The 26,623-nt window shown below is 44.5% G+C and carries 27 protein-coding genes and 1 pseudogene; 19 read left to right on the top strand and 9 right to left on the bottom strand.

The genetic code is table 11. From position 1 onward, the window contains the following. Positions 1 to 12 precede the first annotated feature (12 nt). From aglA to RJ60_RS15950, 5 genes and pseudogenes are all read left to right on the top strand, one after another. A complete protein-coding gene (gene aglA, locus RJ60_RS01760; RefSeq protein WP_099830526.1) occupies positions 13 to 1,431 on the top strand; it encodes an alpha-glucosidase AglA in 1,419 nt (472 codons plus the stop codon). 140 nt (positions 1,432 to 1,571) lie between these two features. Next, the gene (locus tag RJ60_RS01765) at positions 1,572 to 2,135 is read left to right on the top strand and encodes a DNA-3-methyladenine glycosylase I (protein ID WP_180977929.1); all 564 of its coding nucleotides are present in this window, start codon (positions 1,572 to 1,574) and stop codon (positions 2,133 to 2,135) included. Between the two features lie 361 nt (positions 2,136 to 2,496). After that, positions 2,497 to 2,778 (top strand): annotated as a pseudogene (locus tag RJ60_RS16420) (DUF5700 domain-containing putative Zn-dependent protease). 12 nt (positions 2,779 to 2,790) lie between these two features. Next, positions 2,791 to 2,967 (top strand): hypothetical protein, encoded by a 177-nt coding sequence (locus tag RJ60_RS15945; RefSeq protein ID WP_243392397.1) that lies wholly within the window; start codon positions 2,791 to 2,793, stop codon positions 2,965 to 2,967. Positions 2,968 to 2,969: 2 nt separating this feature from the next. Beyond that, positions 2,970 to 3,185 carry a DUF5700 domain-containing putative Zn-dependent protease gene (locus RJ60_RS15950; protein WP_243392398.1) on the top strand — a complete coding sequence of 72 codons (216 nt, stop codon included), beginning with the start codon at positions 2,970 to 2,972 and terminating at the stop codon, positions 3,183 to 3,185. Positions 3,186 to 3,192: 7 nt separating this feature from the next. Here the strand turns inward: RJ60_RS15950 and RJ60_RS01775 are convergent, their stop codons facing one another. Next, entirely contained in the window at positions 3,193 to 4,380 is a 1,188-nt protein-coding gene (locus tag RJ60_RS01775) for an anaerobic nitric oxide reductase flavorubredoxin (RefSeq protein ID WP_099830528.1), read from the bottom strand. Between the two features lie 414 nt (positions 4,381 to 4,794). On the opposite strand from RJ60_RS01775, the gene RJ60_RS01780 reads away from it, so the two are divergent. Further along, entirely contained in the window at positions 4,795 to 5,454 is a 660-nt protein-coding gene (locus RJ60_RS01780; RefSeq protein WP_099830529.1) for an HAD family hydrolase, read from the top strand. On the opposite strand, the gene RJ60_RS01785 is transcribed toward RJ60_RS01780, so the two are convergent. From RJ60_RS01785 to RJ60_RS01810, 6 genes are all read right to left on the bottom strand, one after another. Continuing rightward, positions 5,435 to 6,079: a deoxynucleoside kinase gene (locus RJ60_RS01785; protein WP_099830530.1), complete on the bottom strand. Its 645-nt coding sequence runs from the start codon at positions 6,077 to 6,079 to the stop codon at positions 5,435 to 5,437. The two genes, RJ60_RS01780 and RJ60_RS01785, sit on opposite strands and share 20 nt — an antisense overlap. Continuing rightward, the gene (locus RJ60_RS01790) at positions 6,076 to 6,693 is read right to left on the bottom strand and encodes a deoxynucleoside kinase (protein WP_099830531.1); all 618 of its coding nucleotides are present in this window, start codon (positions 6,691 to 6,693) and stop codon (positions 6,076 to 6,078) included. The genes RJ60_RS01785 and RJ60_RS01790 overlap by 4 nt, the downstream gene beginning before the upstream one ends. A gap of 99 nt (positions 6,694 to 6,792) precedes the next feature. Continuing rightward, a complete protein-coding gene (locus RJ60_RS01795) occupies positions 6,793 to 7,290 on the bottom strand; it encodes a molybdenum cofactor biosynthesis protein B (RefSeq protein WP_099830532.1) in 498 nt (165 codons plus the stop codon). A 15-nt stretch (positions 7,291 to 7,305) separates the two neighbouring features. Beyond that, positions 7,306 to 9,789 (bottom strand): type I pullulanase, encoded by a 2,484-nt coding sequence (pulA, locus tag RJ60_RS01800; protein ID WP_374704100.1) that lies wholly within the window; start codon positions 9,787 to 9,789, stop codon positions 7,306 to 7,308. An 82-nt stretch (positions 9,790 to 9,871) separates the two neighbouring features. Next, positions 9,872 to 10,828, bottom strand: a complete 957-nt coding sequence (locus RJ60_RS01805; RefSeq protein WP_099830534.1) for a hypothetical protein — start codon at positions 10,826 to 10,828, stop codon at positions 9,872 to 9,874. A gap of 109 nt (positions 10,829 to 10,937) precedes the next feature. After that, positions 10,938 to 11,351, bottom strand: coding sequence for an antibiotic resistance protein VanZ (locus RJ60_RS01810; protein ID WP_243392399.1), 414 nt, complete (start codon positions 11,349 to 11,351; stop codon positions 10,938 to 10,940). Between the two features lie 91 nt (positions 11,352 to 11,442). Between RJ60_RS01810 and rpmB the strand changes: the two genes are divergently transcribed. The 11 genes from rpmB to RJ60_RS01865 all read left to right on the top strand — a co-directional run bounded on the left by rpmB (position 11,443) and on the right by RJ60_RS01865 (position 23,282). Then, a complete protein-coding gene (rpmB, locus tag RJ60_RS01815; protein WP_099830535.1) occupies positions 11,443 to 11,634 on the top strand; it encodes a 50S ribosomal protein L28 in 192 nt (63 codons plus the stop codon). A gap of 39 nt (positions 11,635 to 11,673) precedes the next feature. Beyond that, positions 11,674 to 12,810, top strand: coding sequence for an alanine racemase (alr, locus tag RJ60_RS01820; RefSeq protein WP_099830536.1), 1,137 nt, complete (start codon positions 11,674 to 11,676; stop codon positions 12,808 to 12,810). Next, on the top strand, positions 12,782 to 13,834 hold the full coding sequence (locus tag RJ60_RS01825; protein ID WP_099830537.1) for a 3'-5' exoribonuclease YhaM family protein: 1,053 nt from the start codon (positions 12,782 to 12,784) through the stop codon (positions 13,832 to 13,834). Before alr ends, RJ60_RS01825 begins: the two co-directional genes overlap by 29 nt. A gap of 18 nt (positions 13,835 to 13,852) precedes the next feature. Then, positions 13,853 to 16,072, top strand: a complete 2,220-nt coding sequence (gene topA / locus RJ60_RS01830; protein WP_099830538.1) for a type I DNA topoisomerase — start codon at positions 13,853 to 13,855, stop codon at positions 16,070 to 16,072. Continuing rightward, on the top strand, positions 16,072 to 16,983 hold the full coding sequence (locus RJ60_RS01835; protein WP_099830539.1) for a D-alanine--D-alanine ligase: 912 nt from the start codon (positions 16,072 to 16,074) through the stop codon (positions 16,981 to 16,983). Before topA ends, RJ60_RS01835 begins: the two co-directional genes overlap by 1 nt. Positions 16,984 to 16,985: 2 nt before the next feature. Then, positions 16,986 to 17,531 carry an ATP-dependent protease subunit HslV gene (gene hslV / locus RJ60_RS01840; RefSeq protein ID WP_099830540.1) on the top strand — a complete coding sequence of 182 codons (546 nt, stop codon included), beginning with the start codon at positions 16,986 to 16,988 and terminating at the stop codon, positions 17,529 to 17,531. Beyond that, a complete protein-coding gene (gene hslU / locus RJ60_RS01845; protein WP_099830541.1) occupies positions 17,531 to 18,919 on the top strand; it encodes an ATP-dependent protease ATPase subunit HslU in 1,389 nt (462 codons plus the stop codon). The genes hslV and hslU overlap by 1 nt, the downstream gene beginning before the upstream one ends. Next, entirely contained in the window at positions 18,919 to 19,938 is a 1,020-nt protein-coding gene (gene dprA, locus RJ60_RS01850) for a DNA-processing protein DprA (RefSeq protein WP_099830542.1), read from the top strand. The genes hslU and dprA overlap by 1 nt, the downstream gene beginning before the upstream one ends. A gap of 63 nt (positions 19,939 to 20,001) precedes the next feature. Next, complete coding sequence (fba, locus tag RJ60_RS01855; RefSeq protein WP_099830543.1) at positions 20,002 to 20,946, top strand: class II fructose-1,6-bisphosphate aldolase; 945 nt, start codon at positions 20,002 to 20,004, stop codon at positions 20,944 to 20,946. Between the two features lie 13 nt (positions 20,947 to 20,959). Further along, positions 20,960 to 22,189: an acetate kinase gene (locus RJ60_RS01860; protein ID WP_099830544.1), complete on the top strand. Its 1,230-nt coding sequence runs from the start codon at positions 20,960 to 20,962 to the stop codon at positions 22,187 to 22,189. A 76-nt stretch (positions 22,190 to 22,265) separates the two neighbouring features. Next, a complete protein-coding gene (locus RJ60_RS01865) occupies positions 22,266 to 23,282 on the top strand; it encodes a cyclic nucleotide-binding domain-containing protein (protein WP_243392400.1) in 1,017 nt (338 codons plus the stop codon). A gap of 3 nt (positions 23,283 to 23,285) precedes the next feature. On the opposite strand, the gene RJ60_RS01870 is transcribed toward RJ60_RS01865, so the two are convergent. After that, positions 23,286 to 24,125 carry an N-acetyltransferase gene (locus tag RJ60_RS01870; protein WP_243392407.1) on the bottom strand — a complete coding sequence of 280 codons (840 nt, stop codon included), beginning with the start codon at positions 24,123 to 24,125 and terminating at the stop codon, positions 23,286 to 23,288. After that, positions 24,118 to 24,507, bottom strand: a complete 390-nt coding sequence (locus RJ60_RS01875; protein WP_099830546.1) for a DUF3783 domain-containing protein — start codon at positions 24,505 to 24,507, stop codon at positions 24,118 to 24,120. The genes RJ60_RS01870 and RJ60_RS01875 overlap by 8 nt, the downstream gene beginning before the upstream one ends. Positions 24,508 to 24,687: 180 nt before the next feature. On the opposite strand from RJ60_RS01875, the gene RJ60_RS01880 reads away from it, so the two are divergent. Next, the gene (locus RJ60_RS01880) at positions 24,688 to 25,662 is read left to right on the top strand and encodes a fumarylacetoacetate hydrolase family protein (protein ID WP_165775397.1); all 975 of its coding nucleotides are present in this window, start codon (positions 24,688 to 24,690) and stop codon (positions 25,660 to 25,662) included. Then, the gene (locus RJ60_RS01885; RefSeq protein WP_099830548.1) at positions 25,662 to 26,522 is read left to right on the top strand and encodes a DegV family protein; all 861 of its coding nucleotides are present in this window, start codon (positions 25,662 to 25,664) and stop codon (positions 26,520 to 26,522) included. Before RJ60_RS01880 ends, RJ60_RS01885 begins: the two co-directional genes overlap by 1 nt. Positions 26,523 to 26,623 lie beyond the last annotated feature (101 nt).

A 26,623-nucleotide genomic window follows, 5' to 3' on the forward strand; every position in this document is an offset into this window, starting at 1 on the left:
GGAGGGATTGGTTTGTCTGCAGTGAATATCTGCATAATAGGTGCAGGAAGCGCAGTGTTTTCGCTTAGGCTAGTGAGCGATATTTGCAAGACAAAGGGACTTCACAAAAGCAAGGTAACTCTAATGGACATTGATGAGGGAAGACTTGAAGCGGTGCATGTTCTAGCCTCGAAATTAGCTGCAGAGATGAAAACTGATCTCAACTTTTCGAAGACAACGGAGCTAGAAGAAGCGGTCGCGGGAAGCGACTTCGTGATTAATACGGCTCTAGTAGGTGGACACGGATTCCTGGACAGAATCAGGACAATCGGAGAGAAGCATGGTTACTATAGAGGGATAGACACACAGGAATTCAACATGGTTTCAGACTACTACACACTGACAAATTGGAATCAGCTTTCGTTCTTTTTGAAGATTGCCGAGACCATGGAAAGACTGGCGCCGGAAGCATGGATGCTTCAGGCGGCTAACCCGGTATTCGAAGGGACCACGCTCATAAGAAGAAAATCAAAGATCAGAATGATCGGATTCTGTCACGGTCATTACGATGTTATGGAAGTTGCAGAGACCCTTGGTGTTCACAAAGATGAATTAGACTGGCAGGTTGCCGGTGTCAACCACGGAATATGGCTCAATAGGTTTAGAAGAAGAGGAGAGGACTTGTATCCATTATTCGAGAAATACGCTTCGAAATTCGATGCGAGTGAGTTCAGGCCGTCTAATCCTTTCAATGTTCAGATGTCTCCCGCGACGATTGACATGTATTCATTCTATGGTCTGGTTCCTATTGGAGACACGGTTCGAAACAGCAGCTGGAAGTACCATTATGATCAAGATACTCTGGAGAAGTGGTATGGAAGTCCGTGGGGCAGTCCCGACTCAGAACTGGGGTGGAAGTGGTACAAGGAGCAGCTGGGTGAAGTCACGAACGCAACCATAGCGCTTTCGAAAGCTATCGAACAGTTTCCCGGAGCGAGTCTGGAGAAGCTTATAATCGAGGGATCGAAAGGTCTTTCGGGCGATTTCACAAGAGAAGCTGCCCAACTATATGATAGGAATTCAATGAGCGGTGAGCAGCATATACCTTTTATTGATGCGATTGTCAACGGAAACTCTGCGAGATTCATTGTCAACACTCTTAATCAGGGTGCGATTAAAGGGATTGATGACGATGTTGCCGTTGAAGTTCCGGCAATCGTTGATAGTGATGGAATCCATATAGAAGAGATTGAACCTGCCTTGCCTGAGAGAGTTGTTCAATGGTATCTGAAACCAAGAATACTGAGAATGGAGTGGGCACTTGAGGCATTCAACGAAAGAAATCCCGAACTTATAATCGAAATACTGTTGAGAGATCCTAGAACGAAATCCTACGAACAGGCCAAAGCGGTTGTCGGGGAGATATTCGATTCAGAAGGTGAATATGTATAGATAGATGAACCTGTTCTTTCAAAAACTAGATGATCACATGAAAATGATCTCTTCTCTTCTTGGCGTGAATCTTCAACAGATGCCCCAGCCGAGTCATTTGGAAAAAGTATTTGGGTGACGGAGTGATTACTATGTCGGAAATTGAACGCTGTCCATGGTCAGAAGTAGACGAATTGTATATTGAATATCATGATAGAGAATGGGGAGTTCCAGTTCATGACGACAAGAAGTGGTTTGAGTTCTTAATTCTTGAAGGGGCCCAGGCTGGTCTTAATTGGCACACTGTGCTCAAAAAGCGAGAGAGCTATAGAGAAGCCTTTGCTGGATTCGTTCCTCGTGTGGTGGCTGATTTTGGAAGTGGCGAAGTCGAAGAGTTGTTCAAGAACGCGGGTATAATCAGGAACAGGAGAAAGATTGAATCGGCAATAAACAACGCAAAGAGATTTTTAGAGATTGAAGCTGAATTTGGCGCTTTCGATACTTACATCTGGGGTTTTGTCGGAAATAGACCTATAGTCAACAAATGGGAAAGTCTTTCTGAGATTCCGCCTCTTACTGAAAAGTCCGCTGAGATATCTCGCTCACTCAAACAGCGCGGATTTACTTTCGTTGGGCCGACAATCGTCTATGCTCTTATGCAGGCAACCGGGTTGGTGAACGATCACTTAGTGCATTGTTTCAGGTACACAGAGGTGTGGGACTGACCCGCTAGCTTCTATGCCTCGCCAAGATTGATGGTATAGTATCTCTTGCCTATTGACGACTTCACGGGGGGGATTCAATTGAGCTGGATTCATACAGAGGAGATCTTCGCTCTCATTGATCTGGTAGATTCCGGTAGAGGTTCTTGCAAGGAGAAAGCGAGTAAGGTTCTCGATTCACCTCTTTCGAACATGTTTACACAGTTTCATGTGCACGCTTCTGAGACAAAGGAATGCTTGCTTGCTGCCATTTCCCGGAGGGAGGACACTTTCGGGTCTTTCGAAGGATTGCACAGAGCTCATAACATAGTTGGACAAGATCAGGGAGAGAAGGCCCGAGTTGAGGGTCTTTCTGGACCTAATTGTGAAAAACGAATCAAAGATAAGATCTTCAGCCATCTCAAAGGCGAAGATGTACCTTCCGGATCAAGTGTCTTTTGAGGGTTTTAACGTCTATCTCATTCCGATGCCTTACAATGCGAATGCCGATCATAGGGGAGTCTAGTTCGATCCTGTTTTTGCCTTGGATATAGGTTTCGATGCGATTGAGGAAGTTTTGGCTCATGAGGCACATCACATCGGAAGAAACTCTATCACTGACGAAAGGATTGTGTTTGACGAGACTCCTCTTGATCAGCTCGTGTAGAGATTTGTGAGTATGGAGTACGAAGAAATAGCGAACCTTGTTAGTGATTCATCGAAGATACCTGCGATGAGACGTGTTACACTGTCGAGATCGAAAGTCATGGAAGGTTTTGAGAAACATCTCGAGTTGCTTCAGGAAGTCTTCCTTAGTCTTGTGCAGAAGAGTATTTCGACGATGAAGCTAGAATGATTATGGAGAGAAGTTGGTTCGGTATCGGTAGTTTGGTTCCGGTGGGGATGAAAATGGCCATGGAAATAGAGAAAGAGGTAGGCAAGAAAAGACTTGTGGAGACAATTGGCGACGCAGTCGCATTTCTAGAAGCATACCAGGAGGCGGCACTGAAAAAATCTTACTACCTCCTGGAAGACGAAACGTTTCACAAATTGAGAACACTACTCAAAGCTTAGGGGTATATCAGAGCTTAGAAGCAAATTCAGAACCGAACTCTCTGCAGTCGGTCAAGTTTGCGTCGTCGGGGGACCACATTTTCTTCAGGCCAGCCTGGACTACTTCAAATCCGGCTTCTTCCACCATCTTTCCCAGGACTTCTACTGATTCTCCACTCCATCCATAAGTGCCGAACACCGCTGCCTTCTTGTTCTTAAAAGCCAGTCCCTTCACTTCATGAAGCATGCCGGAAAGAGGTGCGAGGATTCCCTTATTGACTGTCGGAGAGCCAAAGAGAACAGCCTTCGACTTGAATATCTCTGTTACAATGTCGTTTTTGTCTGTTTTACCAGCGTTGTAGAGTTTCAAAGCCGTGTTTTTGCTTACTCTTCCTATACCATCGGCAATGGCTTCAGCCATCATCTTCGTGCCTTCCCACATAGTATCGTAGACGATAGTCACCTGATCTTCCTGGTAGTCGTTTGCCCACTGCAGATACTTTTTGACTATCTGTGTCGGATCTTCTCTCCAGATAATCCCATGGCTAGGGCATATCATGTTCACCGGTAAATTGAAGGAAAGAACTTCTTCTATCTTTCTGATTACGAGCTTGCTGAAAGGAGTTAGAATGTTGGCATAATACTTCACTGCCTCTTGATACAGCTCGGCTTGATCCACAAGATCGTTGTACAGAAGCTCTGTGGCGTAGTGCTGTCCAAATGCGTCATTACTAAACAGTATCGCATCTCCGTCAAGGTACTCGAACATTGAATCTGGCCAGTGAAGCATAGGCGCTTCCACAAAGGTTAGGGTCTTCTTGCCGAGAGTGAGAGTGTCGCCCGTCTTCACTGTCACGAAATTCCAGTCCTTATGGAACTGCCCTTTAAGAGACTTCACCGCATTAGCCGTGCAGTAGATTGGCGTGTCTGGAATCTCTCTCATTAGTGCAACGAGACCGCCGCTGTGATCAATCTCCCCATGGTTCGCAATGACATAGTCAATCTCGGACAGATCAATCTCCTTCTTCAGGTTCTCCACAAATTCCTCTGCAAAGGGTGCCCATACTGTATCTATCAGGGCTGTCTTCTCGTCCCATATTAGGTAAGAGTTGTAACTTGACCCTCTGTGAGTCGAATAATCTTCTCCGTGAAACTTCTTAAGTTCCCAATCGATCTTGCCGACCCATGTAACGCTATCTGTTATCTTCCTTCCCATATCGACACCTCCCGTTTGTTCATTAATACTCTACCAAAAGTGACAGCTTTACTCGGTAACATTTGTTACGTGTATTTGAGTCATACGTTGAAGGAACTCTTCTCCTATATTGCTCAGAAAGAGTGATGATGCCATTATCTGAGAGCATGAATGAAGTTACTCGTCTCTTGACTGTGTCACTCACTTCAGCTTGCTCAGCGAAGAGCTCTGTTCATTATCCTCTATTCTTGCTGGTCTTGCCGGGTCAATGTCTGAACTGAAAGTGAAGAGATCTTCACTGTCAAGGTGGAAGGTCTGGCAGTATATGTCCGATCATGATAATCTTAAAATGTGAAATGTTTCTATAGGGACTGCCGGAAATTGTGATTTCTTACAGGCATTTGCGAAAAAGAAACTTGCGATAGGAGTGGAGATTTGAAAAGGTTAACAACATATCTGTTTGATCTTGATGGGACGCTAAGTTCTGTTTCTGACGAGGATTTTGCCAGACGTTATTTTCAGCTAATAGCAGACTTTGCTGAGGGTAGAGTCGATTTCGAAAGATTCATGGCATCTCTGCACACATCGCTGAAGAGTCTTTTCGGTGAAAGAGACGGACTAGTAAATAACTACGATCATTTCATGGAGAAGTTCACCGATTCTATGGGGCAGTTTGACAGGAACAGGAAATGGTATGAACTGTTCTTCAACAACTTCTATGACAGTGAGTACAATAGGCTTCAGGAACTGATTGTACCGCGCGAAAGGGTTGTTAAGTCACTTAAAAACCTGAAAAGGGCAGGAAGCGAGATTATTATCGCTACAAATCCGATATTCCCCGAGAAGGCTATTAACAAAAGATTACAGTGGGTAGGATTAGAAAGCGGATTCATCGATTATGTAACTACAATGGAAAACTCTCATTATGTGAAACCCGATGTTAGATACTATCGTGAGATTCTTGAGATAAATAACCTCGAGGCAAAGAACTGCGTGATGATTGGGAACGATATTACCATGGACGGTGTTTGCACGGCTGCAGGAATAGAATACATAGATGTATCTTCAATTGAAGCTATCTGGAAAACAACCTAGACTGCACTCCTGCCACAAGCTCAGCCGTGAACCTTGAAATCAGGTGAAGAACGTCTTCTCTGTCTTGAGGACTCTCTATGAAATCATATCTATCTCCGTCAATAACTAACTTACGACAGAAGGTGACGCTGTTGATCCATTCGCTGTAAAGACCATTCAGTCTTTCGATGTAGTCCTCGCTGACACCACTCTCGAAACCACGCCCTCTCTTCCTTATTCTCTTCAACAACACGTTCTTCGAGCACTTAAGATAGACAATTCCGTCTGGGGCCGTCAGATGTTCAGAAAGTGTCTGGTAAGTGTCCATGTATAATTGCCAGTCCCTTTCATCGATATAACCCATAAGCTGAAGATTGCGAGCAAATATCTCAACGTCCTCATATATAGTTCTGTCTTGAAGAATCACTGCGCCCTCTGTCACGACTCTCTTGAGGAAGTCGAATCTCTTTATCAAAAAAAATAGTTGCGAGTGGAAGGCCCATCGCTCCATGTTGGAGTAAAAATCCTTCAGAAACGGGTTTTCATCCACTGCTTCGTAGACCCCTCTGAATCCCAGAGTCTCCTCAAGAAGCGAGGTGAGAGATGATTTTCCTGCTCCAATGTTTCCGCAAATTCCAATAATCATAAACATGCCTCTATTCTGTTGAAAATAGTGTTAAGGTCATCATGGTTCCTCACAAAGTCGATGTTTGACGTATCTATCCTGAGCACTTTGCTTTCCTTCACGTCTTTCATATATTCTTCATACGCGTCTCCAAGCATTGCTATGTAAGTTCTGTCCATTCTTCTCTCGAAGGGTCTGTCCCTCAAAGCGATTCTGTTCATCAAAATGTCTACCTCAGCAAAGAGATAGACTATGAGGTCGGGATGGAGGACCTGCTCTTTAAGAGCATTGAAGATCTTCTCATAGAGTCTTAGCTGTTCGCCTTTCAGAGTTAGCGAAGCGAACAAGTGATCCTTCACAAATGCATAGTCGGAGATTACTCCTTGGCCTTGAGAAGCCGCCTTTTTCAGTAGTGACTGTTGATCAAATCGGCTTATCAAGAAGAAGAGTTGAGTTTGAAAGGCCCACCTGTCCATGTCTTCGTAGAAGTTCGTGAGAAAAGGATTTTCCTCGACTACTTCCAGTACAGTGGGCATCGTGTACTTCTGAGATAGCAATTTGACCAGGGTAGTTTTACCAACCCCGATTACACCCTCAACAGAAACGTATTTTCCACTAACTTTTGAAAACATCATATGAATTCAGTACTCCCTTACACTCAAGACTTAGTAAAGATCTATATCAAAAATCCGAAATGACAATAAGAAGCGATTTTCTCGTGATTGCTCACCGTATCACAAATTTACATTGACATCATTGCCAAGAATCTTCTCCGGCGCCCTCAGTCCATCAAAAAAAGGTTTCAGGTAATCCAGAACAGCCTCCAGATAGTAATGAACTGTCTCATGATATCCTGGTACAGAAAGTACTATTGAGTCTTTTATCGTTCCTGCTCCCACCCTGTAAAGACACAGAGATGGATCGGCAACAATTGCGTTTCTCAACATGGCAGTCTCGATTCCTGTTGCTCTCTTGTCTACAAGAGATAAGACAACCTCAGGACCAATGTCTTCTCTGTATAGACCAGTTCCTCCAAGAACCAGAACAACATCGTTTGAACAGGAGTCTGCATATATCGCTTCTTTCAGGTCGCTCATTACTGGAGCGACATCAGTGGAGCCGGTATACGTGAAATCATGGTCTTCAAGAATTCTCTTTGAGATTTCTATTGACCGAGAGATTTCCTCAAAGAAGCCTGACTCAAGTATTCTGATTATCTTGCAGCTGTACATAACACACCTCCGAAATCACTTGTGAAGGATATAAGTGGATACCGGTGCAAGTATTACCTTTCCGGACAGCCTTTCAAACGCATCTTCTGAGACTCTGTCTTTGTCAGCAACAAGATTCCAGCTTTCATCTGGTAAGTTTATCTCGCTTGGTTCAAGATTACCGTTGAAGATTACGAGAATTTCATCCCAAGAATCGCCTACCGCTCTGCCATCTATAGTGAAAGCGACTATGTTCCTAGGAGCGTCTAGGAATTTGAGATTTTTGCTTATTTCTTCGGCTGAGCCCATCCTGAATGCGGGATGATTGTTCCTCAGGTGTATCAGAGCCTTGTAGTACTCGAACAGGTCAATGAATTCCGCTTTTCTGGAATAGTCCATCTTGTTCAGCTCTACCCCAGCGTTGTAACTGTTCTCGTTTCCGTATTTCGTGCGCGCAAAATCAACTCCTCCATGTAGGAACGGAATCCCCTGCGAAAGAATAACAATGGCGTTTGAAAGCTTCTGAGCACTAATCAGGAGCTCTTTTGGGGCATCGGGCATCGCTGCACTGTTCTTGTCCCAGAGTGTCTGATTGTCATGAGCCGAAACATAGTTTATTGTCTCTGCCGGGTCATCAGCAAAGTCCTTAATATCGTTGCTGTAATCAATACTACCTACAATTCCACGCATTATCCTTCGTTCTTTTGCGCGGCTTCCAAGTGCAAAACCCTTTACCTTTGGATCGAAAACGCTACCTCTTATCGCATCGCGAAGATTATCATTGAAGACCGCTACTCCGGTACCCCTCTGATCTCCCTTGCCAAAGGTGATCGTTGCTCCCCAGCCTCCCCAAGGTTCACCGTATAGGAGAATCGATTCATCAATAGCATGTAGTTCTCTGTCTATTGCAAGAACAGTGTCGCGGTCTATCAAACCCATCAGATCAAACCTAAAACCGTCGATTCGGTAATCTTGGACCCACATCTTTACTGTATCGAGAATATGCTTCCTCATCATCGGCCTTTCGGTAGCTATTTCGTTTCCAACCCCAGTTCCATTAAGATAGTCGCCTGTTCTGTCCGTTCTGTAGAAGTAATAGGGAACAGTCTGGTCAAATGGTGAGGAAGAACCTGTTGTTGCAGTATGGTTATATACTGTATCAAGAATCACCCTGATTCCATTATCGTGGAAGGCTTTGATCATCATTTTCGACTCAGCAATCCTGCTTAGTGGGTCATAGGGATCTGTGCTATAGTGTCCTTCCGGAACCATGTATAGATATGGATCATACCCCCAGCCGTATTGTCCGTCAACGCCCTCATCGATATAGTGAATGTCATTGAATGGCATAATATGAACGTGAGTTACGCCAAGTTCAATTATATGATCCAGTCCGGCGGTGACCCCATCAGGCCCAGTCTTTCCTCTTTCGGTTAGTCCCAGGTACTTTCCTTTACTCTCTATGTCGGTATTTGAGTCTGATGTCATATCGCCAACATGGATCTCGTAAATAACCGCGTCCTCCGGCTTCGCAAAAGGCGGGATTTTATGGCCTGTCCAGCCATCGAACACTGCCTTGTTATGATCGATTACGACTGATCTCTCGCTGTTTCTAGTTACTGCTCTAGAGTAGATGTCTACAGTCTCTCTTTCCTTACCGTAAGAGAAAAACCGGTACTTGTAGGCTTTTAAATGCTGATCACCCTCAACCGTCGCTTCCCACACACCTGCCTCGATTTTGCTCATGGGGACCTCTGTGTAGACTTCGGAATAGAGGTCTTCAAAGAGTATGACTGTAGCCGAAGAAGATACGGGAGACCAAACTCTGAATACTGTTTTACTCTCCGAGTAGATTGATCCAAGTTCTTTGTCGTAGTAAAACTGTGGATCATCCAGCGCCTTTCTAATGATCACTTCGCTTGACAGAAACCCTTCGATCTCTAGAGAGAGTTGTTTGTTCACGTTTTCAGCGGCAATCGGTTCGGAAAGCACAATCTTCACGTAGTTTGTGGTTGATATGTCTGTCGGATCAGCCTTCTCAAACCTCTCGATTTTGAGAACAGAGCCGTTCAAGGTAACTTTTGGAGCTGCCGTTTTAGTGTCAACCGGGGCGGATAGAGAGGCCAGAATCTCAGTCAATGAATCCAGGAAAGCGATCTTAACTTTTGGTGTAAGATCTATCTTTTCCGGATCGAACAAGAATTCTTCTTCACCCTCAACTACCCAAATCTCTACTACACCGGATTCAGGAATATCTACAAATCTATCAACGGCTATGTCCTTTTTTTCCCACTCGCGAAGTCTAACAATGAATCCGAGTCTCGAATGTTTGTCGGGAAGCCTTACTATCGAAGTGACTCCGAAATCGTCGATTTTGTCGAAAGAATATGACTTTCCATCCATGCTCTTTGGTTTATCGGGCCATACCCAGAGATTCCAACCGTCGTAGTTGTTATCGTACCTATGATAGTGGATTATAATTACAGTTTCTGCGCTGTAATCAGCTGAACTTTTCCCCATGCTTTCTCCTGTAAAAGCAAAAATCGTTGTTCCGAAGATAATTACCAAGAAGAACAACACTCTTTTCATTATAAAGCCTCCCTCAGTTAAGTGGGGTTACAATGAAGCCACTAATTCTTCTATCGTATTCATATTCGAAAAGGGTTTCGCTACCACTTGGAGCCCTTACCCTCAGGTAGCCTCCTCTAGGATCAAGGAAGCTTTCCCAGAGAAAATCATACTCATAAGAAACGGTTCGTGATCTGTCAAGTGTTACAAGTATTGTTATTTGCTCGTGGACTTCAGCCTCTTTTCCTGAAGCGAAGAAGAAGACATCCTCATCAACACTTCTATCTGACTTTGAGACTATCGAGATTGAATAACCTTCTGAACTTCCTCTCTCTTCAGCGGCTAGGACTATAAGGGCATACTCGCCGTTATCGAAGATCTTGATTTCTGAAATCACGAGTTTTGCATTCTGGACTGACGAGTCTTGGACAGGCGGCTGATCTTCTTGCCCATAATCTTCTTCTATTCGTGATTCCAGAGAGTTTGCTTCATCTGCCCAGATACCCAGTTTCTCCTTGGAAGCGTATTCCTCGGCATAACTCAGTTCGATTTCTCCATCTGCAACGGAAATAGCAAGACCGCTTGATACGATTATTGATTGAAGTAGATAGACTTCATCTTCGATCGAGATCCATACGTAAGCAGAAGAAGGTTCTTCAGAAGATATCTTCTGGATCCTTGCCCAAGACCCTATTGTACTTCTTAGAAGACTAAGAAGCGCTCTGCTATGAAGTCTTGACCAGTCATACTTCGGAATCTCGATTCCTTCCAAAACTACTCTTTCAAGAAGACCTTCTTTCAAAATAAGGAGATCAAAGTTGTTCACAGTCCCTACTATGAGGGCTGGAAACCCGGAAGGTGTAGCATCCGGAGAAACATAATGAGTATTAACCATAATAGATGGCTCTGCCATAACGACCATGGGCGAAAGGCTTATCATAAACGATATCAGAAAGATTGATAGCAACTTCACTGAGTTTCTCTCTTTCAAGAATTACACCTCCCCTCACGATCAAAAAGAAGTATATCATCTTAGCTTATTAGAAGAATAATTTGAAGGTCTGCGTTGAAAGTTGGACGTTGCTGATCAAGTGGTTTTATCAATGAGAATCTCTGTTTTTCAGTAGAACCATGCAGCGTTCAACAATCGAAAAAACGGTTGCAGGAACAATCCAGCCAAGGTAGTTGAACAAGATATCCAGAGTGTCGAACTGTCTGTAAGGAGATATGATTTGAAGAGATTCGAGGACTAAAGGTCCAATCACCAAGAAGAACCCAAGGGCAAGCCTGTTCAGACGGCTGGCTCCGATTCTTGAAATCAGAATCAGAAGAACACCTCCGGAGAAGAATCCTACGAAATGAAGGAACTTGTCGCTTCCAACTACAAAAGTTTGTACTCCCGGTCTCAAATAAAAGTAGACTGTTGCAATCACGTATGTGATTGACAGAATCGCAGGTATTATCTTCTTCATAACTAAGATTATGCTTGTGACAAACATGAAAGTCAACGACATTTCAAGAAGTGAAACCTCCCAAGCGAGTTGAAAAGCTGATCTTTCTTTACTATAATGAATTGTATTGCGAATCGAGAGGAGGACAAATCAAATGTCCAAAGTTTGTGAAGTTTGTGGTAAGGCACCAAGAACCGGAAATATGGTCTCTCACTCAAATAAAAAGGCCAAGCGCTGGTGGAAGCCGAATGTTCACAAAGTCCGTGCCGTAGTTGATGGTGAGGTAAAGAGAATTAATGTTTGTGTGAAGTGCCTTAAAGCTGGGAAAGTCACAAGAGCAATTTAGTTATAGCATACCGAGCGTGTTTTGCCAAAAAGGTATTCCATGAATAGTAGAAAGACCTACGCCTTAGTAAATCTGTCTGCCTATAGACAGAATCTTCTTTATTTAGCTGGGAAAGCATATCCAGCGAGACTGATGGCAGTTGTGAAAGCAGATGCGTACGGCCATGGCGCTGAACAGCTGTCCAAAGTAGCCGAGGAAGCTGGCGTTGAAAGGCTTGCAGTTGCTTTTCTTGAAGAGGGGATAAAGCTTCGAGAGAGCGGAATATCTCTTCCGATTCTTGTCCTGAACTATGTGGATAATGAAGAGATACTTGCTGCAAAGGAGTACGGTCTTACATTGTCGCTCTTTTCCTCCGGTCAGCTTGATAGCATTTCTGGCCTCAACGAAACCCTTCCTGATTTTGAGATTGCAGTAGATACAGGGATGAGACGGCTTGGGATGAAATGGGAAGAATCGATCAAGTTATATGAGTCGGCGGTCGCTAATGGAATTAAGATAACGGGTGCTTACACACACTTTGCTACCGCCGATGAAAAGGATAGCGATTTCGTTTCCGAGCAGAGTGAGGAGTTCAGAAAGTTCCTCCAGGGCATTGGTAAGAGCAGGGGCAGGGACTTCGTGGTTCACATTTCGAATAGTGCCGGTACCATCTTTCTTGATAACAAAGACTACGATTATGTTAGAGTGGGTATTGCAACATATGGTCTTCAGCCATCGAGCGTTATTGACTACAATCTCAAGCCGATAATCGAGTGGAAAACCTGCATTTCCTTCCTAAAGAAGATTCGAGCCGGTGATTCGGTTAGTTATGGAAGAACCTTTGTTGCCGGACGAGAGATGCTTGTTGCCACTATTCCTGTTGGCTATGCAGACGGCTTTAATAGACTGCTCTCTAACAGAGGTTGTGTTATTATTGCGGGCAGGAGATGTAGAGTCCTGGGTAGGGTTTGCATGGATCAATTTGTGGTTGACGTATCACATGTCGATAGTAAGCTGTCGGTGGGAGACGAAGTAGTTATAATCGGTTCACAGAAAGAAGAGACGATAACTGCGGAGGAAATTGCAGAACTGTGCGGTACCATAAATTACGAAGTGGTTTGCTCTATCACTTCTAGAGTTCCCAGGATCTATTGGAAAGGAGAAGATTATGAAACTCCGCGACATAATAGGAAATGAGATTCTTAGTCAGATAAATGACGACCAGGATAAAACTAATAAGGACGGTCTTCCGTTTGTTTCAGACCTGCGCCCGGGAAGTTCTGTCCTTTCAATATTTAAGGTTCATTCTAAGAGAATTCAGGAGGCTCGAGATGGGAAGAAATTCCTTCTTCTCACTCTTTCTGACAAGACAGGCGCGATAAGAGCTATCGATTGGTTCAACGCAGAGCACAACGATGACACTCTGGAACAGGGAACCGTTGTAAGAATCTCGGGGCGGGTAGTTGTATATGAAGATAGGCAGCAGCTGAATCTTGATTCGGAAGGTATTCAAGTTCTAGAAATCGGACAGTATGATCCCGAAAGATTCATGGCTGTAACAACCAAAGATATCCCGCAGATGTATGATGAACTTTTGGGTCTTATAAACAATATGAGTGAAGAGCATATCAAGGCCTTGCTGAGAGATATCTTCGAAAACGATAAGAAGTTCATTGAGAAGTTCATTATCTCCCCTGCAGCGGCAAAGGTACACCATGCTTACAAGGGTGGTCTTCTGGAGCATACAATGTCTGTTGCAGAGCTTTGCGTTTTCTTCGCAACGAAGTACAGTGATTCTATAGACGGGGATCTTCTGATAGCAGGTGCATTGCTGCATGATATAGGCAAAGTTTATGAATACGCGGTAACGCCTGCCGGAATCGATCGAACTAACGACGGTGAGCTTGTTGGTCATATCGCTATGGGAATTGAGATGGTAGGCAGAGCAATAGCGAAGATACAGGGCTTCCCGCGCTATCTTCAAACCGAGATCAAACATCTTCTTCTATCTCATCACGGAGAGATGGAGTGGGGTTCCCCTGTTATTCCAAAGACAACTGAAGCGATTGTTCTTCACATGGCCGACGACCTCGATTCCAAAGTTGCCCAGTTTCGTGAGATTGAAGAGAGAGAATTCAACGGGTCAACGGCTTCTTGGAGCAACTATGATCGTTTTCTGAATAGAAGGGTCTTCATGAAGAACAGAAGATCAGGTGACTGAGGAATTGGGAGTGATATCTTGCCTGACAAGCTTGTTATAGTTGAGTCGCCCGCAAAGGCGAAGACGATTGGTAGATACTTGGGAAAAAACTACGAAGTTGCAGCTTCAAAGGGACATGTTAGGGATCTCCCCGAATCTAATCTCGGATTGAATCCTGAGAATTTCGAACCCACATATGAAGTCCTGAAAGGGAAGGAAAAAGTTGTACAGGAACTCAAAAAGAAGTCAAAAGGCAAGAAAGTCTTTCTGGCTTCTGACCTTGACCGTGAAGGAGAGGCTATTGCGTGGCATATTTCAGAGCTTCTTGGCCTTCCCAGAGATGAAAAGAACAGGATAGTCTTCAACGAGATTACTGAATCTGCAATAAAGAGCGCAATTCTTAGTCCAAGAAATATCGACATGTCAAAGGTTGAAGCTCAAGTAGCTAGAAGGGTTCTGGACAGAATTGTGGGCTACAAGATAAGCCCGCTTCTATGGAGAACTATGACTAAGGGTTTGAGCGCCGGCAGAGTTCAGTCGGTGGCTCTGAAGTTAATGGTTGAGCTTGAGAAGAAGATCGCAGTCTTTGTTCCGCACAGATTTTTCAAGATTTTTGCTAAGACTGCCGAGGATCGGTTCGCTCTTTCGCAAATTGAAGGAAAGAAGTTTAACAACAAATCCGTGACTACTGAAGAAAAGAGAGATGAGATCATTGAAGAGCTCTCGAAAAGCGTTCTCCGTGTTAAGGATGTTAAGAAACGAACTTCCAAGAGAAGCGCTCCGATGCCTTTTATTACTTCAACTCTTCAACAAAGCGCGAATGGGGAGCTAGGATGGAGCGCCAGCAAGACCATGAAAGTTGCTCAACAGCTGTATGAAGGAATTGAGACGGATCAGGGCCAGATAGCCTTCATCACATACATGAGAACAGACTCCACAAGGATTTCGAGTCAGGCAAGAGATAAGGCAGTAGAGATAATCAGCAACAGCTTCGGAAGCGAATACGTCGGTCCCGTTAGATCAGGCGGTAAAGGTAAGAAAATTCAGGATGCTCATGAAGCGATCAGACCAACATATCCCGAAAATGATCCGGAGATGGCCAAGAAGCTACTGTCAGGAGATAATCTCCGTCTCTATGTCCTAATATGGAATAGATTCATTGCTTCTCAGATGGCGAGTGCAGAGTATGCGGTGACAGATGTTGAATTGGCTGACGAAAGCGGCAAGTACATTCTGAGTTTGACCGGAGAAAGAAAACTATTCGACGGGTTTGAAAGGATTATCTCAAGATCCTCAAAGAGCGAAATTGGCCACGACTACAAAAAGGGAGAATTAGTCAAGCCTTCCAAACTAGAATGGGAAGAGGATACAACCAAACCGCCTTCCAGATTCAGTGAGGCCTCCCTGGTTAAAGAACTTGAGAAGAGAGGTATAGGGCGTCCGTCAACATATGCAACGATAATTTCCACACTTCTCGACAGGAAATATGTGCTGAGACAATCTAGAGAACTAAGACCGACATTGCTGGGCTCTATTGTTAATGAGTTCTTAAACGAGTATTTTCCGGATGTTGTTAACACGAATTTCACAGCAAACATGGAAGAAGAACTCGATGGTGTTGAAAACGGATCAAAAAAGTGGCGAGATGTTGTTCACGATTTCTATGAAGGTTTTAGAATAGATCTTGATCAGATTGACAAGAAGATCAAGAAGGGAGAGCTAAGAATCGAATTCGAGACCGATAGGGAGTGTTCTTGCGGCGGAGCCTTCAAGGTTGTATTCGGAAGGTACGGCGGATATCTTAAGTGTCAGTCTTGCGACAAAAACGAGTCTGTGGACATGACGTCCTTCACCTGTGTTATCGATGGAAAAGTTCTTCTGAAAGATGTTGCCCCGAATCAGAAATTAGAAGTTGAGATAGATGAAAGCTGTCCCGAATGCGGATCCAATTTGGTTAAGAGAAAAGGAAGATACGGAGAATTCATTGCCTGTTCTGCCTATCCGAAATGCAAGTACACAAGGAACGTCAGGATTGATGCACATTGCCCGAAATGCGGCGGGGTTGTTGAAAAGCTTAGAAGCAAGAAGGGGAAAAACTACTACAAGTGTTCCAGTTGTGGGGAAATGTTCTGGAACGAACCTACAGAAGAGAAGTGCGAGATCTGTGGCTCCAATCTCTTCCTCAAGGTGAAGCGAGGCGGAAAGAGAGTCAAGTACTGTGAAAACTGCAAGAAGGAATTCGAGGTGGGAGAAGCTTGATGCAGCGAAGGGTTGCCGTTGTTTACGGCGGGCTTTCTAATGAGAGAAACGTTTCGATTAAGAGCGGAATGAACGTAGTAACTTCTCTTGAGAAGCTCGGTGTGGAAGTAGTGCCCTTTGATCTCAGAAGGGAGACGATTCCTGCTCTTCTTACTTTAAAGGTAGACCTCATGTTTTTGGCTCTACATGGTAAGTTCGGTGAAGATGGGACGCTTCAGGGTATGCTAGAGCTGGCAGAAATGCCCTACACCGGCTCTGATTCCAGGACCAGTTCAATTTGCTTCGACAAGGAGATTACATACAGGCTTGTCAGGGATATCGTCGATCTGCCCGTATGGAGAAGAATTGGCGGCGAGGTCGATCTTGAGGGGTGGGAGACATTTCCCTGTGTGGTGAAGCCGGTAAGAGAAGGATCGAGCATCGGCGTATTCATCTGTGACGACCTTGCGGTATTGAAGGAAAGAACAAGGGAACTTCTTGGCACTTACGATTTTCTTCTCCTTGAAGAATACGTAGAAGGAAGAGAAATCACCATATCTATCATTGATTCGGAAGATGACCATATGGTTCTTCCGATTCTAGAGATAAGACCGAAGAGACGTTTTTATGATTATGAAGCTAAATACACGGCAGGGTTGACGGATTTTGTGGTCCCGGCTCCAATGAATAATGACGTGTATGAAACGATTATCGAAAAGTCTGCTGCAATCTACGATCTTCTCGGATGCAAGGATCTTGCCAGAATTGATGGAATACTGAGGGATGAGATTTTCTTCTTTCTCGAGGTAAATACTATACCTGGAATGACTGACCTGAGCGATCTTCCTATGTCTGCCAGGGCTGCGGGTATGTCTTTCGAGGACATTGTTCGGGGAGTGATTGAGTCTGCTGAGAAGAGGAACAGGAGGTAATCATGAAGACGATGCACGGTACAACGATACTGGTTCTGAGAAGAAACGGAAATACTGTTATGGTAGGAGATGGTCAGATCACGATCGGAGATACAGTGATGAAAGGCACAGCCAGAAAAGTAAGGAAGCTTGGCGATGGAGCGGTATTAGCGGGTTTCGCGGGTTCTGTAGCCGACGCAATGACTCTCTTCGAGAAATTCGAGGAAAAGCTCAAGGAAGTCAACTCAAATCTTAAGAGAGCAGCCGTGAATCTTGCTAAGGAGTGGAGAACAAACAAGATTCTTAAGAACCTTCAGGCTCTTCTACTCGTTGCTGACAAAGAGAGCATTCTTCTCGTATCTGGAAATGGCGAAGTGATAGAGCCCGACGAAGAAGTGCTGGCAATTGGTTCTGGCGGTTCTTACGCACTTGCTGCTGCAAGAGCTCTGATGAGGAATAGCGATCTCGATGCAGAAGAGATAGCAAGGAGGTCAATGACTATAGCCAGTGAGATATGCATCTACACCAACACGAATTTCACTCTGGAAACACTTGGAGGAGATAAGTAATGAAGAGAGAAGAATTGGATGAGTTGACTCCAAAGAGAATAGTCGAAGAACTCGATAAGTATATAGTAGGTCAAGACAAGGCTAAGAGAGCTGTCGCAGTAGCCATGAGAAATAGGATCCGTAGACAGAAACTTCCTGAAGAGATGCGAAAAGACGTAATACCAAAGAACATACTTATGATGGGCCCTACGGGGGTTGGCAAGACTGAAATAGCAAGAAGACTGGCGGAGTTGACTGGTTCTCCGTTTACTAAGGTCGAAGCAACTAGGTTCACGGAAGTTGGTTATGTTGGAAAGAATGTTGAGTCGATAATAAGGGAGCTCGTTGAAGTCGGGGTCAATATGGTCAAGCAGGAGAAGATCAGCGAGGTTGAGGGGAAGGCGATCTTCCAGGTTGAGGAGAGAATCCTTGAAGCCCTGGTTCCCGGTCCTCAGACGAAAGGAAGTGGACCGAGGAACATTCTTGAGTTATTTCAGGGACAACAGCAGTCTAAACCCAGTCAGGAGGAACTTGAAAGAATAAAGGACCGCAGGGAAGACTATAGAGAGAGATTGAGAAGCGGAGATCTTGAAGATCTCGATATTGAGGTTGAGATAGAGGATCACAGTCAACCGATGATAATGATTCCCGGTATGGAAGACATGGGAATCGATATGTCGGGTGTTCTGGGAGGTATGGTGCCGAAGAAGACGAAAAAGAGGAGAATGAGAATTGTCGATGCTCGAAGGGCACTCTTACCGGTTGAAGCTGAAAAACTTCTTGATATGGATAAGGTCATAGCAGAAGCGATTGAAAGAGTTCAAAATAGAGGAATTGTATTCATTGATGAGATAGACAAGATAACTTTCCGAAGCGGTTCCCATGGACCAGATGTCTCTCGCGAGGGTGTTCAGAGGGATTTACTGCCGATCATTGAGGGAACAACTGTCACAACCAAACATGGCCAGATAAGAACCGATTACATACTTTTCATTGCGGCAGGAGCTTTTCATGCGGCAAAACCCTCTGATTTGATACCTGAATTTCAGGGAAGGTTTCCTATAAGAGTTGAGCTTGACGCGTTGACCCAGGGGGATTTCTTAAGAATCCTGGTTGAGCCTAAGAATGCAATAACGAAACAATACGTTGCTTTGCTGGAAACTGAAGGTGTAGAAGTAAAGTTCACCGAAGATGGCCTCAATGAGATAGCCAGGGTATCCCACAATCTTAATGAAAGTATAGAGAACATAGGAGCTAGAAGATTATACACGGTTGTTGAGAAGGTTCTAGAAGAGGTATCGTTTAAGGCTCCGGACGTTAGTGATGAAGTTCTTATTGATTTGAAGTATGTTGATGAAAGAATCGGCGAAATCGCGGCCGACGAGGATCTCAGTGCTTTCATTTTGTGATGGATAGACTAGAATATGCTGCAATTGCGCTTTCGGGCGACTTCAACCCTTCTGAAATGGAGAAGATAGAGAGTTCTGGATTCGATAGCTCTCTGCTTTTTCGTTCGCCAATAGAATTGAATAGAAACAAACTGAAGAATTTCGCAAGGAATTTCTCCAGTGTTATTAGAACTCTTTCAACATACGGCAACTTCATAACTCACAGGGATGAGGAGTATCCCGATTCTCTGAAGCACATCTTCGAACCGCCTTCAGTGCTTTTCTTTCGGGGAAAAGTCTCATTGCTCGATTCAAAAAGCGTCTTAGCGGTTGTCGGATCAAGGAAGGCCGACAAGTACGGAACTTCAGTTGCCAGAGAGTACTCAAGGTTGCTTTCCGAAAGAGGAATCACGATAGTCAGCGGTCTTGCTGTCGGAATAGATGCCGAAGCTCACATTGGTGCTCTTGACGGATCTGGAACGACTGTAGGTGTTTTGGGAACGGGAATCGACGTCTATTACCCTGCGTCAAACAGCTCTCTTATCAGATCGGTCATGGAAAAAGGTTGCGTAATTTCGGAGTATCTGCCTGGAACGCCCCCCTTGAAACAGAATTTCCCAAGAAGGAATAGAATAATTGCCGGTCTAGCTAGGGCGGTCTTAGTGGTACAGGCGACTATACGAAGTGGCTCCTTGATCACCGCTAGGCTCGCGCTTGAAAATGGAAGAGATGTCTACGCTGTTCCCGGGGATATCAACCGAAAGAACTCTGAGGGAACAAACTGGCTCATAAAGAATGGTGCAAAGCTCGTTGCGGAATTCGGTGACGTAATTGAAGAATTCCCTGAGATTGACATTGGAGAGTTACACGAAGGGAGTGTAGATTCAGAGGTTCTAGAAGTTCTCGGAACCGGTTCCCTAACGTTTGGAGAGCTTCTTCTCAAAACGAAACTACCTAGCAAAGATTTGATAGTTGAGTTAACGAACCTTCAACTCGAAGGTTACGTTTATGAGGAAAACGGGCGATGGAATAGAACTTAGCCGTTTTGAGCTGGTATAATCTTGATGAAATGTTGATCTAGAGACGAGATTGGAGGGAGAAAAATGCCTTACGTTAACACAAAACTGATACTTGATAGGGCTAACAAAGAATCCTACGCGGTACCAGCACTAAATATCAACAATCTAGAATTCCTTCAAGCGATTATCGATGCTGGAGTTGAAGAGCGCTCTCCAGTGATAATCGAAACCTCTGAAGGTGCAATCAAGTATGCAGGAAACGGCAATGTTATGCTGGGAGCAAGGCTTTTTGTTTCGATGGTAAGGAGTTATGCGGAGACCGTCGATATTCCAGTTTCACTACATGTCGATCATGGAAAGAACTTCAAAATACTCATGGCCGCCATTCAGGCAGGCTATTCTTCTATAATGATTGATGCTTCCGAATTTCCCTTTGAGAAGAACGTTATAGAGACGAAGAAAATGGTGGAAATTGCCCACAGTCTTGGAGTATCGGTTGAAGCGGAACTCGGCAGATTGGTTGGGATAGAGGACAATGTTGTGGTTGAGTCCCATGAAGCGGCTCTTGTCGATCCCAAGGAGGCAGAGCAGTTTGTTAAAGAGACTGGGGTGGACTTTCTTGCTCCTGCTATAGGAACTAGCCATGGGGCCTTTAAGTTCAAAGGAGAAGCGAGACTTGACTTTGAGAGACTGAAGATGGTTAAGAAGCTTACCGGTATTCCTCTTGTTCTACATGGAGCTTCGAGCGTTCCCAAGGAGGTCAAGGACCTGGCCGAGGAGTATGGAGCTGACTTCAAAGGGGCAAAGGGAGTTCCTGGCGAGATTCTTGCTGAATCAGTGAAATTCGGAATAAACAAAGTTAACACAGATACAGATTTGAGAATGGCTTTCATCGCTTCGTTGAGAGAGTTTCTTGCAAAGAATCCTGGGGAGTTTGATCCGAGGAAATACTTCAAGACACCGAAAGAACTGGTCAAGAATGTGATAAGGGAAAGGTTGAGACTTCTAGGATGTTCTAATAAAGCATAAACGGGGGTGTCAAATGAAGATTCTTGTAATCAATTGCGGCTCGTCCTCAATCAAGTACCAGCTTCTCGATGCCGCAAGTGAAAATGTTCTGGCAAAAGGTCTACTCGAAAGAATAGGAATTCCTGGATCCAAACTGACTCACAAGAAGAGCGACCAGAAGTTTGAGTTCGAGAACGACATTGCCGACCACACTGAAGGCCTAGAACTTATAATAGAAGTTTTGCAGGCTGAGAAGACTGGAGTTGTGAAAGACATTAACGAGATTGAAGCGGTAGGTCATCGTGTAGTCCACGGTGGTGAAAGATTTGCTTCTTCAGTGCTCATTGACGATGAAGTGATAAAGGAAATAGAATCCAACAACTTCCTTGCACCTCTTCATAATCCGGCGAACATAGAAGGGATCGTTGCTGCAAAGAAGATCCTTCCATCGGTTCCTCAAGTGGGCGTCTTTGATACGGCATTCCATCAATCAATGCCCGAATCCTCTTACCTTTACGCAATACCTTATGGTCTGTATAGGAAGTATAAAATAAGAAGATACGGCTTCCATGGCACAAGCCACAGATACGTTTCGGAAAGGGTTGCATCCATTCTAGGGAAACCACTCAAGGAGCTAAAGATAATAACTGCTCACATAGGCAATGGCGCTTCGATCACAGCCGTTAAGAATGGCAGATCTTTCGATACTTCAATGGGGTTCACGCCTCTTGAGGGATTGGTTATGGGAACTCGCTCTGGAGATATTGATCCTGCAATAGTGCCTTTCTTGCAAGAACAAGAAGGGCTCTCACCTGGCGAAGTCAACAATCTGCTAAACAAGGAAAGCGGTATGTACGGACTCACAGACAGGCAGTTCAGTGATATGAGAGACATTGAGATGCGCGCAATTGATAATGAACCTCTGTGTAAACGAGCTCATGACGTATATGAGCACAGATTGGCTAAGTACATTGGTGCTTATGCAGCCGCTATGAACGGAGTCGATGCAATAGTCTTCACAGCTGGAGTCGGAGAAAACAGCGCATATCTGAGAGCCAATATCATAAATAAGTATCTTGGCCACCTTGGGATATCTCTTGACGAAGAAAACAACAGAGCCAGGGGAAAGGAAGTAATGATTTCAACTGCAGACTCTAGAGTCAAGGTTTTTGTGATTCCTACGAACGAAGAACTCGTTATTGCAAGGGATACAAGTAAGATAGTTAAGAACGGACTTAAGGAACTGAAACTTTGGGAAGACTGAAAGGCGATGAAGGATTATAAGGGAAATTGTTCTAGAGGGAGATACGAAACTTGCAGGTCGTGGTGAGAAGGCAGACTTGTATTATATTGTCTCGTCAGGTGGCCTTATTCTTAAGGGATTCAATTCGGATGACAAGGTCTATATGGAAGGAGATCTAGCAGACCCAATGTCTATAGTTGGTGAAAAGTACAGCGGAGATCTTCTTTCCATAGGGGATTCTTCAATTCTTGTTGGCGATAGGGATGAGCTCAGAGAATATCTGGTTGCCAGGCCGGAGAGACTCGAGAAGTTCCTTCAGAATGTCGAAGAAGATTTGAGATCATGTTCCGAATCGAAGGGTCTTGATCTTGACGGTTTGGTTTCGATTTTGGTATCCATGAAGCAGCACTGGTTGAAGGAATACCCTCCACTATTGTTCGGCGAAAAGTCTCTTTACAGAAAGGGCATAAAGCTGATAGAGAGGAGGGAATACCCATCTGCTCAGGAAGTTCTGAAGAGTTATCTGGAACAGTATCAGAACTCACCTTTGTCAAGACCGGTGAAACTCTACTATTCATTAAGCTGTTTTCTAAATAACTCTTTAGATCTGGCATTGACATCGATTCTGGAGATTGTTGAAGGAGAGGCAGACGAGATAGCTGGAATAGCTAGGTTCTTTGCTTGTCGCATGGGACTTCTAGAATCGGGATTCAAGTTCCTCTATAAGGGACCCGATTACAGTTCAAACCTCTTCAGGAATTTGAGAAGGGACTCACGGAAAATCAGAAAGACCGATTCGGACAAGATTGTTGTTGAGGAGGGGAAAAGAGCCGGCAGTGCTATCTTTCTTCTCAAAGGAGAGATGATTCTCTCGAAAAGAAGAGAGAATGAAAACTCTGTTCTATTCTCGCTTAAATCTCCAAATTCTATCGGCGAAGTTCAGTTGCTGGCGAAGAGTAAGTGGGACACGACAGTTGTTGTTCGGAGAAATTCCGAGTATGTGCTCTTGGACAGAAGCCGGCTTGTTCAACACCTGATACACAAATCTCCTCAAGACGGATTCAAGATGGTGGAGTATATTCTCGGGTATATGAGGCAGTCACTAATTTCATGATGTTCAATGAATCTTGTAAATCATCTCGCTCTGCTTTAGCAAAACCTCAGGATCGAGTTCTGTTGCTTCCAGAAATAGCGGATCGTCATCCGGAACGGTAGGAAAGAGAGGAGTGAGCCCTTTGTCCTTAGCGATTCCGCAAAGCCCTCCTATTATTTCCCTATATGAGGAACTCTTTACTGGGCCAGCGTCTCTCACATAGAAGAGAGAATCCTTTTCCTGCCAGATGCAGTAGCCTCTTTCCTTTCCCTCGGAATTCTCAACGAAGTCAAAGTTGTACTGCTCTAGATGAGTGAAGCTAGAAGGCTCTCTTTCCCACTCGGGATTTCTCTTGAAGTTGCTAATTGCAGAAAGAGCGCACTCTATAATTCTGCTTGAATCGGATTTCTTGAGTGAGAATCCCTTTGTGCCGGGTCTTTTGATGAAGAAAGTGATCAGATTACGTTTGTGCCTGAAGCCATACTTTTCATAAAAGGCGATTGCTGCAGAATCCTTTTCCGGGACCTCCAGAACAATTTGCTCACAACCATTCCACTTTGCGATTTTAAGTGCCTCATCGACCATTCGGAAGCCAATTCCTTCTCTTCTGAAAGAAGACAAGACTCCCATCAGGTCGATTTTTGCTCTTTTGCCCCTGAAACTCAACAGCACAACTCCCGCATACTCTCCCTTTACTTCCATAACGAAGGATTCCGAAAGCGATATGTTGTTCTCTCTCACATCTCTCTCGAAACTCTCCAGAGTCCAGTGCATTCTGAGAACATAGTCCGAAAAAATCGAATTCAGAAGATTTACTAATTCAACTTTTGAGAGATCCTCAAGTTTATGGAACAAGTTATCCATCAAGTTTTTCCCGCCTCGCTTTCACAAAGTAGTTGTGTTCCTCCGCCAATTCAGAAAGTAAATCACTCATCTTCCAGTTCATATTCGATTCAGTGGTGGTTGCGAATACCAAGTCTCTCCCAAGATACCGACGGATTTGTTTAATGATCTGACCAATATAACTGTTCTCAAACCCACTAAAAATCACATAACATAGAACCTCGCCGGAAGTCAAGGGAGCCTCCTTCTTTGGACATTCCGAATTCAGAATTTCCTTCAGAGTTAAGTTCTCCAACCCACGGCAGTCGATTACCGTGGTGTCCTTGAATGATTTTCGAAGGACCTCTGTTGCCGCTTCGTCACAGTGAAGAAGGACCGCACGCTGGAGCTCGAAAGTACTCATTCAATCACCTCAGAACAATTCTAGCACAGCCATACCCGCTCAAAGCCAACGGTTACCTATGGGCTAACTTTGTGAGCTGCTCGCTGTAAATCCGTGCAGACTGTTATTAATGGGAAGCCAATGGAAAAACGGAGACATTGATCGAAGCCTCAGGTTATAATAAATGAGGGAGGCGGGCTTGTGATAGTCCATGTTGGAAGATTTAGAAGTAGCAAGAGACAAGAATTCTGGGGAGTTGTTGAAGAGGGTTTTGTCCGTCCTCTGGATGTGGAATGTTCAACGACGGGTGACTTTCTTAGCTCGGTATCTGAGGATCTCAAGCAACTCAAGGACCTTGCTTCCGAAGAAAAGATCGTTCTCTCCGAGATTGAGGTTCTATCTCCTATAACAAAACCATGCAGGGTTATTTGCCAGGGAAAGAACTATCTGGATCATCTTCTGGATACGGGAACAAGGCAGAAAGACAAGAAGTACAACATGTTCTTCAACAAATCCTCTGCTTCAATATCAGATCCTTGTTCACCAATTGTTAGGCCACTTGGGGTACGGCTTCTAGATTATGAAGTGGAGCTGGGCCTTGTCATCAGAGCTCAAATAAGCCGAAGTATCGATGTTGACTCATCGCAACTCACTACTTACGTAGGTGGAATCGTTATGGCGAATGATGTTTCAGCGAGGGATGTCCAGTTACCTCAGTCTCAGTTCTTTAAGGGTAAAAGCTATCGTACTTTCTGCCCTATAGGTCCGTTCATGGCGATGTTTGATGAAGAGGAGACGGAATGTGTCGCGAATCTCAATCTCGAACTGAGTGTAAATGGTTCCGTCAGGCAGAGTGCTTCGACATCTAGCATGATTTATAGCCCTGCAGAGACGATTTCGGAGCTGAGTCGGTTTTCAGATCTTTACCCTGGAGACGTTATTCTCACGGGTACTCCGAAAGGGACCGCACTCAGTACAAAAAAGGGGTTTCGTTCGTGGTTCATTGGTCAGCTTTCTGAGTCCAAAAGATGGGAGATCTTTGTTAGAGATCAGCAGAAGAGCGGGAGATATTTGAACCCCGGGGATGTTGTTGAATCCAGGATATTCTCTTCAGATGGCAGAATAAGTCTTGGTTTGCAAAGAAACGTGGTTGTTGGTGAGGAGGAAGCGTATTAATGATAGGAATTATTTGTGACTCAATCGTCGATCTTCCTTTGGAGCTGGCTGAAAGAGAAGATGTGTACATCGTTCCTGTGATGGTTGTTCTGGGAGAAAAGTCCTTTCGCGAGGGCGTAGAAATAAGCAAGGCCGAAATTGCGGACTTTCTTGACGACAACTTTGCCAGAACGTCACTCCCTAGCCCTGGTGACGTGATGAAGGCCTTCGAGACAATGTATGCAAGAGGTTACGATGAACTTCTTGTTGTCAATCTTTCCGGTGGGCTTAGCGGAACTCATAATTTATTCAAGACGATAGGTGAACAGTTTGCTAGCGAGCGCAAGTCGGTTGTCATAGAATCGGTAGATTCTTTGTCACTTTCGGGCGGAATAGCCATGCTTGTCTACAAGGCAATAAAGATGAAAGAACGTGGAGACTCTTTGAGAGTAATCGCATCAGACCTTAGAAGTTGCGCAGGAATCAAGAACATAGTCTTCTTCACTTTGCCGACATTGAAGTATCTCAAACAGAGCGGGAGAATAGGAAGGCTTGAGGGTTCTGTAGGAGAAATACTCAATGTGAAACCTATAGGAACAATCGACAGTAGTGGTGTTTTCACCCTCTCCGGCAAAGCCAGGGGGATGAAAAAGGCCGTTGAAAAGATGGTAGATCGTCTGCTAGACACAGTCAAAGGAAAGAAAGTCCTTTGTGTTGCTCTGTATCATTCTGGAGATGACAGCAATACGGTCTCCCTGGTTGATTGGGTCAGAACGAAAATCTCTTCGCTTTCTGAGAATTTGCTTGCAGGAGAGTTATCCTCTGGAATCCTGGTCCACGGAGGGAAAGGAATTATTGGGATAGGGGCCTTGATTGCGTAGGAATAATAAGATCCAGTAATCTTAACTAATGCACTGAAATCGTTGGAAGAAGCGTATCAAGTAAATCGATTGCCCAACAAGAAGCAACAGTGAGCAACGGA

This window comes from Mesotoga sp. B105.6.4, from assembly GCF_002896535.1.
In the GTDB taxonomy this organism is placed as follows: Bacteria; Thermotogota; Thermotogae; order Petrotogales; family Kosmotogaceae; genus Mesotoga.